Annotated in this window: 14 protein-coding genes; 13 read left to right on the forward strand and 1 reads right to left on the reverse strand. The window is 50.7% G+C overall.

Annotated features, from left to right (window positions below; genetic code table 11):
- Positions 1–22 precede the first annotated feature (22 nt).
- The 9 genes from ACFQ1Z_RS12995 to ACFQ1Z_RS13035 all read left to right on the forward strand — a co-directional run bounded on the left by ACFQ1Z_RS12995 (position 23) and on the right by ACFQ1Z_RS13035 (position 8,617).
- Entirely contained in the window at positions 23–3,487 is a 3,465-nt protein-coding gene (locus ACFQ1Z_RS12995) for a response regulator (protein WP_379058310.1), read from the forward strand.
- Positions 3,488–3,489: 2 nt separating this feature from the next.
- Complete coding sequence (locus tag ACFQ1Z_RS13000; protein WP_379058312.1) at positions 3,490–4,308, forward strand: CheR family methyltransferase; 819 nt, start codon at positions 3,490–3,492, stop codon at positions 4,306–4,308.
- Complete coding sequence (locus tag ACFQ1Z_RS13005) at positions 4,309–4,920, forward strand: chemotaxis protein CheB (protein ID WP_379058315.1); 612 nt, start codon at positions 4,309–4,311, stop codon at positions 4,918–4,920. It abuts the gene before it with no gap.
- Positions 4,907–6,106 carry a hybrid sensor histidine kinase/response regulator gene (locus tag ACFQ1Z_RS13010; protein ID WP_379058318.1) on the forward strand — a complete coding sequence of 400 codons (1,200 nt, stop codon included), beginning with the start codon at positions 4,907–4,909 and terminating at the stop codon, positions 6,104–6,106. Before ACFQ1Z_RS13005 ends, ACFQ1Z_RS13010 begins: the two co-directional genes overlap by 14 nt.
- Positions 6,103–6,459, forward strand: a complete 357-nt coding sequence (locus tag ACFQ1Z_RS13015; protein ID WP_379058321.1) for a response regulator — start codon at positions 6,103–6,105, stop codon at positions 6,457–6,459. The genes ACFQ1Z_RS13010 and ACFQ1Z_RS13015 overlap by 4 nt, the downstream gene beginning before the upstream one ends.
- Positions 6,456–7,082 carry a hypothetical protein gene (locus ACFQ1Z_RS13020; RefSeq protein ID WP_379058323.1) on the forward strand — a complete coding sequence of 209 codons (627 nt, stop codon included), beginning with the start codon at positions 6,456–6,458 and terminating at the stop codon, positions 7,080–7,082. The genes ACFQ1Z_RS13015 and ACFQ1Z_RS13020 overlap by 4 nt, the downstream gene beginning before the upstream one ends.
- A 27-nt stretch (positions 7,083–7,109) precedes the next feature.
- On the forward strand, positions 7,110–7,433 hold the full coding sequence (locus ACFQ1Z_RS13025) for a thioredoxin family protein (RefSeq protein WP_379058325.1): 324 nt from the start codon (positions 7,110–7,112) through the stop codon (positions 7,431–7,433).
- A 157-nt stretch (positions 7,434–7,590) separates the two neighbouring features.
- On the forward strand, positions 7,591–7,962 hold the full coding sequence (locus ACFQ1Z_RS13030; protein ID WP_379058328.1) for a hypothetical protein: 372 nt from the start codon (positions 7,591–7,593) through the stop codon (positions 7,960–7,962).
- Between the two features lie 82 nt (positions 7,963–8,044).
- A complete protein-coding gene (locus ACFQ1Z_RS13035; RefSeq protein WP_379058330.1) occupies positions 8,045–8,617 on the forward strand; it encodes a hypothetical protein in 573 nt (190 codons plus the stop codon).
- A gap of 29 nt (positions 8,618–8,646) precedes the next feature.
- Here ACFQ1Z_RS13035 and ACFQ1Z_RS13040 read toward each other — a convergent pair whose 3' ends face one another.
- Positions 8,647–9,549: a DNA-3-methyladenine glycosylase family protein gene (locus ACFQ1Z_RS13040; protein ID WP_379058333.1), complete on the reverse strand. Its 903-nt coding sequence runs from the start codon at positions 9,547–9,549 to the stop codon at positions 8,647–8,649.
- Positions 9,550–9,695: 146 nt separating this feature from the next.
- On the opposite strand from ACFQ1Z_RS13040, the gene ACFQ1Z_RS13045 reads away from it, so the two are divergent.
- The 4 genes from ACFQ1Z_RS13045 to ACFQ1Z_RS13060 all read left to right on the forward strand — a co-directional run bounded on the left by ACFQ1Z_RS13045 (position 9,696) and on the right by ACFQ1Z_RS13060 (position 13,586).
- Complete coding sequence (locus ACFQ1Z_RS13045; protein ID WP_379058335.1) at positions 9,696–9,884, forward strand: hypothetical protein; 189 nt, start codon at positions 9,696–9,698, stop codon at positions 9,882–9,884.
- A gap of 97 nt (positions 9,885–9,981) precedes the next feature.
- Positions 9,982–10,428, forward strand: a complete 447-nt coding sequence (locus tag ACFQ1Z_RS13050) for a YiiD C-terminal domain-containing protein (protein ID WP_379058338.1) — start codon at positions 9,982–9,984, stop codon at positions 10,426–10,428.
- 90 nt (positions 10,429–10,518) lie between these two features.
- Positions 10,519–13,269: a class I SAM-dependent DNA methyltransferase gene (locus tag ACFQ1Z_RS13055; RefSeq protein WP_379058341.1), complete on the forward strand. Its 2,751-nt coding sequence runs from the start codon at positions 10,519–10,521 to the stop codon at positions 13,267–13,269.
- A 14-nt stretch (positions 13,270–13,283) separates the two neighbouring features.
- Positions 13,284–13,586 (forward strand): BrnT family toxin, encoded by a 303-nt coding sequence (locus ACFQ1Z_RS13060; protein ID WP_379058344.1) that lies wholly within the window; start codon positions 13,284–13,286, stop codon positions 13,584–13,586.
- The last annotated feature ends 12 nt before the right edge of the window (positions 13,587–13,598 follow it).

Genomic DNA, 13,598 nt, shown 5'->3' on the forward strand with positions numbered 1-13,598 from the left:
AGACAAATTTTCAGGGATAGTAATGACTGGCCAGCAGCAAGTAGATCAAATCGGTTTTCGCAGGATACTTACCCGTAACGTCACCTTACCCTTGGCACTGGGTGTGCTGAGCGCGCTGATCTTTGTGGCGTTGATCTACAACCTGCTGGCTGCGTTGAACTGGGTGGAACACACGCAGAAAGTCATAGGCAAGCTCAATGAATCGGCCAAGCTGTCTACCGATATGGAATCCGGCATGCGCGGCTACCTGCTCACTGGCGATGAGAGTTTTCTGACGCCCTACCAGGTAGCGCGGCCACTGGTTCAGGCGGAGCTGGATAGCCTGATCGCGCTGGTGGCGGATAATGATTACCAGGTCAATCGCATCCGCAAGGTCAAGAGCCAGATCACGCAATGGGACGAATATGCGCAAGCCATGATAGAGCTGCGCCAGCAGAACCAGGATTATTTATCGGTGGTCAGGTCGCAACGCGGCAAGATGCAGTTTGACGAATTAAGGAAAGAGCTGAGCCTGGCGCTGGAAGCCGAGCAACGCCTGCTCAAGGACAGGAACGACAACGCCATCAGCACCACGACCACCAGTGTGATCGCCTTCCTGGTGGTCAGCCTGCTGGTGAGTGCGATCTTGGCATTGCTGGGGCGCAGAGACCTGCTGGGGCTTTCCAGCAACTATAACGCTATCCTGAAAAAGCAGGAGGAGCACGGCAACTATCTGCAGGAACAGGCGCGCATGCGCGAAGGGCAGGCAGAGATCGTGCAAAGCGGACTCGGCCAGCTGGCCCTGCCTGAGCTGGGCAACGCTGCGCTGGCTATCTTGTCCAGATATGTGAATATGCAGGTCGGCGCCATTTACGAATACAAAGAAGATGGCACGCTGAGCCTGTTCGCCAGCTATGGCTATAAAGATCACCCCGATCACCCGCAGCGCCACCTTCCCAAGCACGAAGGCCTGGCCGGCCAGGCAGCACTGACCGGCAATATCATGCAGCTGGCCGACCTGCCGGAAACTTACCTAAGTATCAATTCTGCGCTCGGTTCGGCACGCGCCAACGGTGTGGTGATTATTCCGCTCAAGAGCGAAGGGCATGTCAACTCGGTGCTGGAACTGGGCTTTATCAACGCTATCCCGGCCAAAGACATGGCCTTGCTGGAGTTTATTGCCGGCAACCTGGGCTCGGCGATAGAAGCCACCATCGCCAAACAGAAACTGCAAAGTGCCTATGCCGAAGTGCAGCAACTCAACGAAGAGTTGCAGGTGCAGCAAGAAGAACTCAAAACCGCGAATGAGGAACTGGAAGAACAGTCCACCATACTCGAAGAATCGCACTCCATGCTGGAAAACCAGAAAGCCGAACTGGAGCAGACCAATGAGCAACTGGCGCATCAGGCGACGCTGATAGACCAGCGCAATGATTCGCTGATGCAGGCGCAGCTGGCACTGGAGAAAAAAGCGCAGGAGTTGCAGAAATCCAGCCAGTATAAATCCGAGTTCCTGGCCAATATGTCGCACGAGCTGCGCACGCCATTGAACAGCGCGCTCATACTTTCCAAGCTGCTGGCGGATAACGCGCAGGGTAACCTTGATCAGGAGCAGGTCTCGTTTGCCGAAACCATATATGCGTCCGGCAATGACCTGCTCAACCTGATCAACGATATCCTGGATATCTCCAAGGTCGAGGCAGGCAAGCTCGAGCTCAACCTGTTGCCGGTCAGTGTGCAGAGCATCGCTGACGCCATGAAAATGAGTTTTGACGCCCAGGCCAGGGAAAAGAAATTGCTGTTCAACATCGCCGTCAGCAAGCAGGCACCTGCGCATATCACCACCGATAAATTCAGGCTGGAGCAGATATTGAAAAACCTGCTTTCCAATGCTTTCAAATTCACCCAGGCGGGCGAGGTCGCGTTTACTATCAACGCCGCCGCCAACGGCCAGATCGCTTTCAGCGTGCAGGACAGCGGCATAGGCATAGACAGCGATCAGCTGGAAAACATCTTTGAAGCCTTCCACCAGGCCGATGGCTCCATCAGCCGCAAATACGGCGGTACCGGGCTGGGCCTGTCTATCTCGCGTGACCTGGCCAGGTTGCTGGGCGGTGAGCTGACAGTGGAAAGCACGCCAGGCAGCGGTAGCATATTCACCCTGACCTGCCCGCTGGAGGTCATTGCAGCGGTAGAAACTCAGCTGCCGATCGTCGACATCCAGCAAGCTGTCATGCCGGTGGCCGCGCCGACTAAACTGCCGGAACAGGAGCCTATGGCGACGCCGGCTTTTGCTGATGACAGGGACAATATCCAGCATGCCAACCGGCTGGTGCTTATCATAGAGGACGAGACCGATTTCGCCAGGATACTGTATGACATCTCGCATGAGATGCAATATAGCTGTCTGGTGGCGCATAGCGCCGCGCAGGGCTTGCGCCTGGCAAAAGCGTTCAAGCCACAGGCTATACTGCTGGATATCCGCCTGCCGGATGCCTCGGGGCTGACTGTGTTGCAGCAGCTCAAAGAAGACCCTGAAACCAGGCATATCCCCGTGCATGCGCTGTCGGCGACCGAGCAGCAGGATGCCGCGCTGCAACTCGGTGCCATAGGCTATGCAGTCAAACCGAAATCGCGCGAGGAGTTAAAAGAAGTCTTCCTCAAGCTGGAAGAAAAATATACCCAGCAGATCAAACGCGTGCTGGTGGTAGAAGATGATGCCAGACAGCGGCAGAGCGTGATCCAGTTGCTATCTGATGAAGATATAGAGATCGTCGCCGTCGAGCTCGGTGAACAGGCCTTGCAGCAACTGCACCAGCAGGTATTCGACTGCATGATCATAGACCTCAAGCTGCCGGACATGAAAGGCAACGAGCTGTTACAGCGCATGTCCAGCGAGAACATCCTTTCTTTCCCGCCTGTCATCGTTTACACCGGCCGCAACCTGACCCGCGAAGAAGAGATGGAGTTGCGCAAATATTCCAACTCCATCATCATCAAAGGTGCCAGGTCGCCGGAACGCCTGCTCGACGAAGTCACGCTGTTCCTGCACAAGGTCGAATCGCAACTGTCGGCCGAGCACCAGTCCATGCTCAAAACCATACGCAGCCGCGACCGCGTGTTTGAAGGCCGCAAGATACTGCTGGTGGATGATGATGTACGCAATATCTTTGCCCTGACCAAAGTGCTGGAACACAAAGGCCTTAATGTCGATATCGCGCGTAACGGCCGTGAAGCGATAGAAAAATTGCAGGCGCTGGATGATATAGACCTGGTACTGATGGATATCATGATGCCGGAAATGGATGGCTACGAAGCCATGCGCGAGATCAGGAAAGATGCCAGATTCACGCGTTTGCCTATCATCGCGCTCACCGCCAAAGCCATGAAAGACGACCAGGAACTGTGCATGAAAGCCGGCGCCAGTGACTACCTGGCCAAACCGGTGGATATAGACCGCCTGCAATCGCTGTTGCGCATCTGGATGCCTAACCTGGAGCGCCTGTAAACATGCAGTTGAAAGACGCCGACATAGAGATCAAGTTGCTGATAGATGCCATCTATCTCAAATACAACTACGATTTCAGGGATTATTCCAAGGCCTCGCAAAAACGCAGGATAGAGCAGGGCATCACCGCGCTCAAATGCCAGACTATTTCCGAGTTGCAGTCGCAGGTGCTGCATGACCCGGCCGTGTTCACCCAGTTGCTGCAATATCTCACTATCCCGGTCAGTGAAATGTTCCGTGACCCTTCCTACTTCCTGTCCGTACGCGAGCAGGTGGTGCCGGTGCTCAAGACTTATCCTTCGCTGAAAATCTGGGTGGCAGGCTGCAGCACCGGCGAAGAAGCCTATTCGCTGGCGATATTGCTGCACGAAGAAGGCCTGCTCGAGCGCAGTATTATTTACGCCACCGACATCAACCCGGTGTCACTGGAAAAAGCCAAAAAAGGCGTGTTCCCGCTGGAGCGCATGGCGCTGTACGCCGACAACTACCAGGCAGCAGGCGGTAAACTCTCGCTGGAACATTATTACACCGGCGCTTATGGTGGCGCGCTGTTCGATAAAGGCCTGGCCGAAAAGATTACCTTCTCCGACCACAGTCTGGCCACAGATTCGGTGTTTTCCGAAACGCATTTTATCTCCTGCCGCAATGTGGTGATCTATTTCAACAAGGCTTTGCAGGGTCGCGCCTACCACTTGTTCAACGAGTCTTTGTGCAGACGCGGTTTTCTCGGCCTGGGGCATAAGGAAAGCCTGGATTTTTCTACCTGTTCACACCTGTTTGAAGCAGTGGTGAAAAAAGACAGATTGTTCAGGAAACTGTGAATGATGAACCAGCCACTGGCAGATGCAAGGTTACAGGCTATCCAGGCCATAGTCGTGGGCGCCTCTGCCGGCGGCATAGAAGCCATGATGCAGATATTCTCCCCCTTGCCGCTCAACTACCCGTTACCTATTATTTCGGTGATCCATATGCCGGATAACCATGACAGCCACCTGGCAGAAGTGTTTCAGCAATGGACGCGCATCAAGGTGCAGGACGCCGAAGACAAAGCGGCCATACAGCAGGGCCGCCTGTATTTTGCCCCGGCCGGCTACCACCTGCTGGTTGAACAGGACGCGACGTTCTCGCTCAGTTGCGAGATGCCGGTCAACTACTCGCGGCCATCGATAGACCTGATGATGCAAACCGCCGCCCAGGCTTATGGCAGCGGCTTGCTCGGCATATTGCTGACCGGGGCCAACCTGGATGGTGCGCTGGGTATGCAAAGCATCAAGCAGCATGGCGGCGTCACCATAGTGCAAGCGCCGCTGGAAGCAAAATCGGGTACTATGCCGAAGGAAGCCATAAAATTACAAACGCCGGACTTGATTCAAGGATTGACCGAAATTAAGAACATGTTGCTGCGACTTGGGGATATGCATGCCGTACAGTAACGATAAGATCAAAGTGTTGATCGTTGATGACCTGAGCGAGAACCTGCGGGCGCTGGATGCCATCCTGCGCGCGCCGGACCGGGTGATCATACAGGCGCGCTCAGGCCTGGAGGCACTGGAACTGTTGCTGGAACATGACTTTGCCCTGGCGATGGTCGATGTCGAAATGCCGGAGATGGACGGCTTTCAGCTGGCAGAACTGATGCGCGGCACCGAAAAAACCAAGCATGTCCCCATCGTGTTTGTCACCGCGGCGGGCATGGAGCTCAACTACGCGTTCAAGGGCTATGGCGCTGGCGCGGTCGATGTCTTGTACAAACCTCTGGATATCAATGCGGTCAAAAGTAAGGCCAATGTGTTTGTCGAGCTGTTCCGCCATCGCACCGCATTTGAAAATCAGGTCAGGGCGCTGGAAGAAAGCCGCAAGGAGCAGGAATGCCTGCTACAGCAACTACAGGCGACGCAGGCAGAATTGCAACATTCACTGAATATGCGTGAGGAGTTTATGTCGCTGGTGGCGCACGAGATGAGGACACCCTTGAACACCCTGTTCCTCGAGGTGCAGGTCAGGCTGTCGCAGCTGGCCAAAAATAATCTTTCCATCTTTACTCCCGAGCATTTGCAAAAAATGCTGGACCGTAGCGAGCGCCAGCTCAAAAGCATGATGCGCCTGATAGAGGATATGCTGGATGTTTCGCGTATCAAGAATGGCAAACTTTCCATACAGCCGCAGGGTGCCAATCTGTCGCTGCTGGTCAGGCAGCTGGCTGAAGACCTGACGCCGTTAGCCAAAGAGTCTGAGGTGGAGTTCGTGCTGCAGATAGACAGCGAGATCGAAGGTCACTGGGATGCTTTCCGCATAGAACAGATCATCATCAACCTGCTCACCAACGCGGTGCGTTACGGCAAGGGCAAGCCTGTGCATGTCTCGCTGGCAATGGAAGGCGAGCATGCCGTGATCAAGGTAGCTGACCAGGGCGTAGGCATCGCCGAACATGAGCAGAAAAAAATATTCGAAGCCTTTGAACGCAGCGGCGACAACGAAGTGAAAGCCGGGTTGGGCCTGGGCCTGTATATTTCCAGAAAACTGGCCGAAGCACATGCCGGCGAGATCAGCGTCGTCAGCCAGAAAAACCATGGCAGCACTTTTATATTGCGCCTGCCGCTCAAGAGTGTCGCTGCATGAAGATCCTGGTGGTAGAAGATGATAGCGATACGCGCGAGATCCTCAGCGAAATGCTGCAGATGCACGGCCATGCCATCGTCACTGCCTGCGAGGCACAACAGGCGCTGGCGGCGATGCGCCAGCAAGCCGATATCGAGCTGCTGATCACCGATATCAGCCTGCCGGGCATGTCTGGCATTGAGCTGGCCCGCGCGGCCAATGCGGCGCATCCTGCCATCGCTATCCTCATTTGCTCCGGCTACGGCGAGCAACAGTTCGAAACCCTGCCTTTCGCTGTCACCTGGATACAAAAACCGCTGGAAATGGATGTTTTTTTGCAGGTGATCGAGCGCTTTTCCGGAGTGCAACTATGAGCGTGCCGGCGCACTCAGAGGCATTTGAAAAATTACGCGGCGAAGTGCTTAACCGCGTGATGCCTGGCCTGCGCCACAAGATGCTCGGAAAATTGCAGCCGGTGACTTTGCTGTCACAGGTGCTGAGCAGAAAGTTGTCTTTGGGCAGTGCCGATCAGGCCTATGTACAAACCCAGGTCGATGAGATCAAACTCAATGCCCGCCTGGTCACTGCCGCCACGCAAAACCTGTTTACCTGGGTGGCACTCGATGCACCGGTGCAACTGCCGGCGGATGAGCTGTTGAGCGAATGCGTAGACCTGCTCAAGATGGAGTGTTACAGCAATCATCTCATCATCAGCAACCATGTCACCTCAACGCAAGCACTGCCCGCGCTCGAAGCCAGGGTGCTGATCTGTGCCGGCATCATACTGCTGGCAGACAAACAGGCCGAGGAGAAAACGCTGGAGATCAGGGCCACCGGCAACCAGATCCAGTTCAAATGGAACAAAGCCTGCACCAGCGCCGCCTCTAATAATCCCGGCATGTTGAGCAACTGGGATTGGATCACGGATATTTCGCCGCTATGCCAGATAGCACAGATCACTTCCGGCATGCAGTTCAATTTCCAGACTGCCAGTTGAGTTTGGCGGGCATACGCGCACATTCCAATGACAGATATATCGCCCAGCGCAGAACCTACCCGTGCAGAAGTCGATAGCCTCGCAGGCGCAACTATGCTCGAGTTCGGTGCCAGCTGGTGCGGCCACTGCCAGGCAGCGCAAGCCACCATTACCTCTGCCATGCAGCAGTTCCCGCAAGTCCGCCATATTAAGATCGAAGACGGCAAAGGCCGCCTGCTGGGCAGGTCTTTCCAGGTCAAATTATGGCCAACCCTGATCTTCCTCAAAAACGGTGTCGAACTCAAACGCCTGGTCCGCCAGATCCAGACGCAAGAACTTAGCGATTGCTTGCAAGCAATCACCGCACCGTGAATTGCTAAGCGGCTTTGCCAAACTTTCTTGCCAGATTAATCTGACAAGAAAATCAGATTTTCGCCAGTATTCCACCTACATGTTTCACCCTAAACTGACGCCATTCTTACTCAGCGCCATTTTTACTCAGTGCATAATTAATAATAGGTTGAACGACATGCGTACCCCCAAAGAATTTGCAGAACAGATTTTTGAAGTATTGAGTTTCTCTATTAATCAAGCATGCCATGAGCAAGACTGGTTCAATGTTAAACGCGATGCGCTGGCGTATGGCTTCAAGCAGACCGATGTCTCCACCAATTCTGCCTACGGCCAGAGATTCGACCTGTTGATCGAGCCTGGTATCTATCTGTGCCTGAACTACCGCTCGTTCGATCCTTCGGGCCCGTTCCAGACTCTGCCTGTCATCAACCGCTTCGAGCTGACTTACTCGTTAGAAAACGATAAGATCAAGTCGCACCAGAATGGCTACGATGAACCGGTCGCCGCCAACGATAAATCTATCTGGCACGAGCTTTCATTTGCCTGATGTTTTAAAAAAGGCCTGACAGAAATGTCAGGCCTTTGCACGAGTACGCTGCTGATATTTCAACTGGCTAGGAGAAGACTGTATGTACCGCCCAAAAAACAACAACTTATGGTCCGGACTCCTGGTTGTGTACAGCGCCCTATATGCTGCCGCGGTGATCGGTGCCGAGCCGGCACAACTGTTTGAACCGATACGCTCGGTGCTGCAACATCCGCGTTGCCAGAACTGCCATATCCCCGGCGACCAGCCGCTGCAATATGACCAGGGCAAACCACATGCCATGCTGGTGCAACGCGGCATCGCCGGCAAAGGCATGCCAGCCATGGAATGCAGCTCCTGTCACCAGGAGAAGAACTCACCGCCGGTGATGGGCATGCACGCACCCCCTGGCGCGCCGCACTGGCAATTGCCGCCGCCAGAAAACAAAATGGTGTTTATCGGCCTCTCGCCCAAAGACCTGTGCATGGTGCTGAAAGACCCGGCCCGCAATGGTGGCCGCGACGGCCAAAAACTGATCAGTCACTTTGCCGACGACAAACTGGTCGCCTGGGGCTGGAATCCGGGTGGCAACCGCACTTTACCGCCACTCACCAAAGCGCAGACAGTCACCGCCGTCAAACAATGGGTAGACGCAGGTATGCCGTGCCCGGCCTAGCGCTTACTCCTAGCCCCTAGCCTCAGCATTTAACCATCCTGCTGCTGCGTAGATTGCCAGGCCCATAAATGCGCCGCCAGCAACGCGCGCCACGGTGTGAATGCCTGCAACCACTGTTGCGCTTCTTTCTCGCTCACCTGTTCAACCGCCATCAGCGATTTAATCACCCGCCTTACCGCCGCGTCGCCATGCAAAGAGCCATCCAGCCAGCCATAGCCGCGCAGCAAGGTATAACTGATGGTCCACGGCCCTATGCCTTTAATAGCAGCCAGTGCCGCTGCAATCACCTCAGTCTCCACCTGGTGCTGCAGCCAGTCATCCATAGGCAACTCGCCGGAAAGCACCAGTTCGCTCACCTTGAGCAGCGTATTAGCCTTGTTCAGTGACAGGCCGGCCTGGCGTAATGACTCTGCCGGTAATCGCAGTACCTGCGCTGGTGAGGGGTAACAATAAAAGCCGGAAGAATGCCGGATATCCGCCAGCTGAATGAATTTACGCCGCATAGAAATCGCCGCGCTCAGGCTGACCTGCTGGCCTATCACCGCCCAGGTCAGCGCCTCAAATGGGCTCATGCTCACCGGCACACGCAAACCTGCCTGCCGCGTGATCATCACGCCGAGCAAGGGGTGGTCGGCATAAGCCTGCTCAAAACCGGCGATCGCCTGCGTCAAACCCAGCATATGGTGCACGCTACGCATCAGCGCATCGTCACTCACAGCATGCTCACCGCCATCCACCGCCAGGCTATATTCAACCTCACCTTCAGCAAAAGTCAGCGTCAGCAGGGCAGGTTGACCTTGCCACACGATGGCCTTTTCCAACACATTAGCCGTGACTTTTTCAGCAACCGCCAGCTTGTCCCGGCCATGAAAAGTCAGAAAATCCTGCGGCCGGAAACCGGTAGGTAATGCAATAATTTGTTGAGTGCTCAAAACAGATTCACTTTCAAACAGCCGTTCAGCGTAATGCGCCAAACATGGCAGGGTTTTAATAGACTATACTTTCATTGAAACACATACGCTGCAGCATTGTCAGACTATCAGTAAACCAACTGTTTCAATATTTGATGGAGATACCCATGTCAGATGCATCTAAAAACAATGCAAACCCGCCTGCAACACCAGTCTATGACGAAACCTCACTGCTGCCACCCATACACCCGCACAGCAAAGACCAACCAGCCGGCTCACACTCGGCCGAGATCGCCGTAGAAGTTGAAGATGGTAAAGTTTCACCCGGCGAGTTAAGCAGCGAGAATGACATCTAACCCCTGAACTGCTTCTACGCTCAGACAAATTAAAAAGCTCCTGCGGGAGCTTTTTTTGTTAAGGTAACGCGTGATTATTTCTTTAAAGGCAAAACGCATGAGCCAGCTAGAACAAAACTTCCAGAACACCCTGTTCAAACTCATCCCGCAAACCAAAAACTTAGGGATAAAGATCACCAAAATCGATGAACACCAGATCACCGTACATGGCGATTATGCGCTGAACAAAAACCATCTGAATATCGTATTTGGCGGCAGCATCGCCGCAATTTCGATTACAACAGCCTGGTCACTAGTGCAGTCAAAAATTGAACAAGCAGGCTTGAAAGGTAACCTGGTGATCAAGCGCCAGGAGATTGATTACCTATTGCCGGTGAAAACAGACTTTGAATGTGTGGCGAGTTTTCACTCAGCGGATGATTGGGAGAGGTTTGAAAAGACTTATCAGGAAAAGGGCAGGGCAAAAATTGTAGTGACTGCCCAAATTATCAGCGAAGCCAGAGCGACATCAAAATTTCAGGGTGTGTTTGTGCTGTACCAATAAAATGGAATTAATTTAACTCTTTCGTTATTAGTTGCGAGACCATAAAATCACACCCTAAATAAATATTTAAAGATTTGCGGGATAAAAGTCTTGAACGCAGTTGAAATTGAAGAAGCCATCAGTAACCTTGCCGAGCAGCCGTTCGATGCAACGGATTTTCCATATGCTTTTTTAGAAGCTTTTGGTAACAAAGAAACTACTATTAAGCGCCTCAAAACAGGGGGTGAAAACAAATCAGATGTTTGTAGTGATTCAATTCTTGGAGTTCTCCAACGAAACAATATTCACATAGCGGTTTGTCGCACTGGTGAAACCAATGCCACATTACATAAGCTACGCGTCAGCCCTGCAACTGAGAAATTTAAATCTAAATTTATACTTGCTACCGATGGCAATGACTTTGAAGCGGAAGACCTTCTCACAGGAGAAACCGTTGCTTGTAGATATAGCGACTTCCCCAATCAATTTGGTTTTTTCCTTGCGCTGGCTGGTATTTCCACCGTCAAGCAAATCCGGGAAAGCTCATTTGATATACGCGCTACTAGCCGTTTGAATCGGCTGTACGTCGAGTTACTCAAAAACAATCCGGATTGGAGCACTGCCGAACGTCGCCACGACATGAACCATTTTATGGCACGATTAATTTTTTGCTTTTTTGCCGAAGATACAGATATTTTTAACGGTAACGATCTCTTTACCGCAACCATTGAGCAAATGAGTGCTAAAGATTCTTCGGATATTGATTGGGTGATTAGCGAGATCTTTAGGGCTATGGATACGCCTATTAAAGAACGTGCAAAAAGCAATTTTAGACCTTGGGCAGATGCCTTCCCATACGTAAATGGTGGATTGTTTGGTGGGAGTACCGAGACGCCAAAATTTACCAAAATTGCACGAAGTTATTTACTGCATGTTGGTAGTCTGGATTGGACGAAAATCAACCCTGATATTTTTGGCAGCATGATTCAAGCCATAACTGATGATGAGGAACGAGGTGCGCTTGGTATGCATTACACAAGCGTGCCAAACATTCTTAAAGTTCTTAATCCGCTTTTTTTGGATGACCTTCGCGATGAACTCGAAGCCGCAAATGATAATCCACGTAAACTCCTTAATCTGCGTAGGCGTATGTCGCATATACGTATATTCGATCCTGCTTGCGGTAGTGGCAACTTCCTGGTCATTGCTTACAAACAAATGCGGGAAATTGAGGCAGACATTAACAAGAGGCGTGGAGAGCAGCACCTTAAATCAGAAATTCCCCTTACTAATTTTAGAGGCATAGAACTCAGAGACTTTTCTGCAGAAATCGCCCGCTTGGCATTAATCATAGCTGAGTATCAATGCGATGTAATTTACATTGGGCAAAAAGAGGCGCTACAAGCATTTTTACCTTTGAATTCACAAAATTGGATAACCTCTGGCAACGCACTTAGATTGGATTGGCTCACAATTTGTCCTCCTACGGGTACAGGAGTAAAGTTGGTCGCAGATGATCTCTTTAGCATACCTCTCAACCAAGCTGAAATTGATTTTGAAAACGAAGGTGGAGAAACCTACATTTGTGGTAACCCTCCATATCTCGGAAGTAAAAGACAAGAACAACTTCAAAAATTAGATTTAGAAACAACTTTTCAAAAATATACATCTAGTTGGAAAGTGCTTGATTATGTTGCTGGCTGGTTTCTTAAAGCTGCTGAGTATGGTTCCAAAACCCCAACTAGAACTGCATTTGTAGCAACAAATTCTGTATGTCAAGGCCAGCAAGTCTCTGTTCTCTGGCCATTAATATTTGGTTTAAAACATCAAATTTCGTTTGCGCATACTTCTTTTAATTGGACAAATCTTGCAAGTAATAATGCGGGGGTAACAGTAGTTATTGTTGGAATCGCGGCCGAATCTGAACGCAAATCCATTTATTCTGAAGATGAAAATCGCAATACGATATTAAGGCAAGTTGATAATATAAATCCGTACTTGGTTCCAGGACCAAATATCATTGTGGAGGGTTCGCGTCACCAAATTAGTAAGTTACCAGAATTTGACCGGGGGAATTCCCCTACCGATGGTGGTCATCTTCTTTTAGAGAGTTTTGAAATTGATCAACTTAAACTTACTAAAGATCAGAGGGAAAAGTTTATAAGGCAATTTGTTGGTTCTTTAGAGCTCATTCGTGGTGAAAAAAGATACTGTATTTGGATTGAAGATAATTCTGTTGATGAAGCAATGCTTATCCCCAGCATTAGAAACAGGGTGGAACAAGTTAAGAATTTCCGCTTACAAAGCTCCAAAACTGCCACAGTGAAAGCTGCGAATTGGGCTTATAGATTTGATGAACGTAAACCTATACCAAGCGAATCAATAATTTGTGTCCCAGTTACTAGCTCGCAAAATAGACCCTATTTACCAGTTGGTCTATTAGAATCGGGTTCTGTGATTTCAAACTCTTCCTTTGGAATGTCCTGTAGAGAACTCTGGGTTCTGGCATTAATCGCTTCTAAATTAAGCTTGATTTGGGTTGCAACAGTTTGTTCACGAATGAGAACGGATTATAGGTTTACTAATACATTAGCCTGGAATACTTTTCCATTACCTAAGCTCACTGAAAAAAACAAAGTTGACTTAACACGTTGTGCTGAAGAGATATTACTTGCTAGAGAGAGTCATTTTCCAGCAAGTATTGCTGATCTCTACGAGTTGGGCAAAATGCCAGAAAATCTACATAGAGCCCACGAGCGCAATGACGAGGTACTAGAGCGGATTTATGTAGGAAGACGATTTAAAAACGATACCGAGCGGCTGGAGAAGCTTTTTGAGCTGTACACAAAAATGAAAAAATAATAAGGATATATTAAATGGTATCTGTAAATAAGTTTGACTGTGACAAAACAAAAGCCAGATCCAACTTTGCTAAACATGGTTTGCGATTTACAGAAGGTTGTAGAATTTTTGATGGCCTTACCTTAACTGCTGAAAGTAAGCATAATCAAGATATTAAAGAACGGCGATTTGTAACAATTGGTGCATTAGATGATCAAAGTGCTGCAGTCCTAGTATGGACAGAGCGTAAAGGAAATATACGCGTCATTAGTTTAAGGAAAGCCAGTCAAAAAGAAAGAGAAGCATATTATGTCCACATCAAAAAAACGATTAACTGAGATTAGGCGAAT

It is taken from the genome of Methylophilus luteus, assembly GCF_042676265.1.
Lineage (GTDB): Bacteria > Pseudomonadota > Gammaproteobacteria > Burkholderiales > Methylophilaceae > Methylophilus > Methylophilus luteus.

Bases quoted from the DNA above. Each gene is read 5' to 3' on its own strand.
- ACFQ1Z_RS13025 (WP_379058325.1), top strand. From the start codon at position 7,110: ATGACAGATATATCGCCCAGCGCAGAACCTACCCGTGCAGAAGTCGAT.
- ACFQ1Z_RS13050 (WP_379058338.1), top strand. From the start codon at position 9,982: ATGAGCCAGCTAGAACAAAACTTCCAGAACACCCTGTTCAAACTCATC.
- ACFQ1Z_RS13030 (WP_379058328.1), top strand. From the start codon at position 7,591: ATGCGTACCCCCAAAGAATTTGCAGAACAGATTTTTGAAGTATTGAGT.
- ACFQ1Z_RS13045 (WP_379058335.1), top strand. From the start codon at position 9,696: ATGTCAGATGCATCTAAAAACAATGCAAACCCGCCTGCAACACCAGTC.
- ACFQ1Z_RS13020 (WP_379058323.1), top strand. From the start codon at position 6,456: ATGAGCGTGCCGGCGCACTCAGAGGCATTTGAAAAATTACGCGGCGAA.
- ACFQ1Z_RS13060 (WP_379058344.1), top strand. From the start codon at position 13,284: ATGGTATCTGTAAATAAGTTTGACTGTGACAAAACAAAAGCCAGATCC.
- ACFQ1Z_RS13000 (WP_379058312.1), top strand. From the start codon at position 3,490: ATGCAGTTGAAAGACGCCGACATAGAGATCAAGTTGCTGATAGATGCC.
- ACFQ1Z_RS12995 (WP_379058310.1), top strand. From the start codon at position 23: ATGACTGGCCAGCAGCAAGTAGATCAAATCGGTTTTCGCAGGATACTT.
- ACFQ1Z_RS13035 (WP_379058330.1), top strand. From the start codon at position 8,045: ATGTACCGCCCAAAAAACAACAACTTATGGTCCGGACTCCTGGTTGTG.
- ACFQ1Z_RS13005 (WP_379058315.1), top strand. From the start codon at position 4,309: ATGATGAACCAGCCACTGGCAGATGCAAGGTTACAGGCTATCCAGGCC.
- ACFQ1Z_RS13015 (WP_379058321.1), top strand. From the start codon at position 6,103: ATGAAGATCCTGGTGGTAGAAGATGATAGCGATACGCGCGAGATCCTC.
- ACFQ1Z_RS13010 (WP_379058318.1), top strand. From the start codon at position 4,907: ATGCCGTACAGTAACGATAAGATCAAAGTGTTGATCGTTGATGACCTG.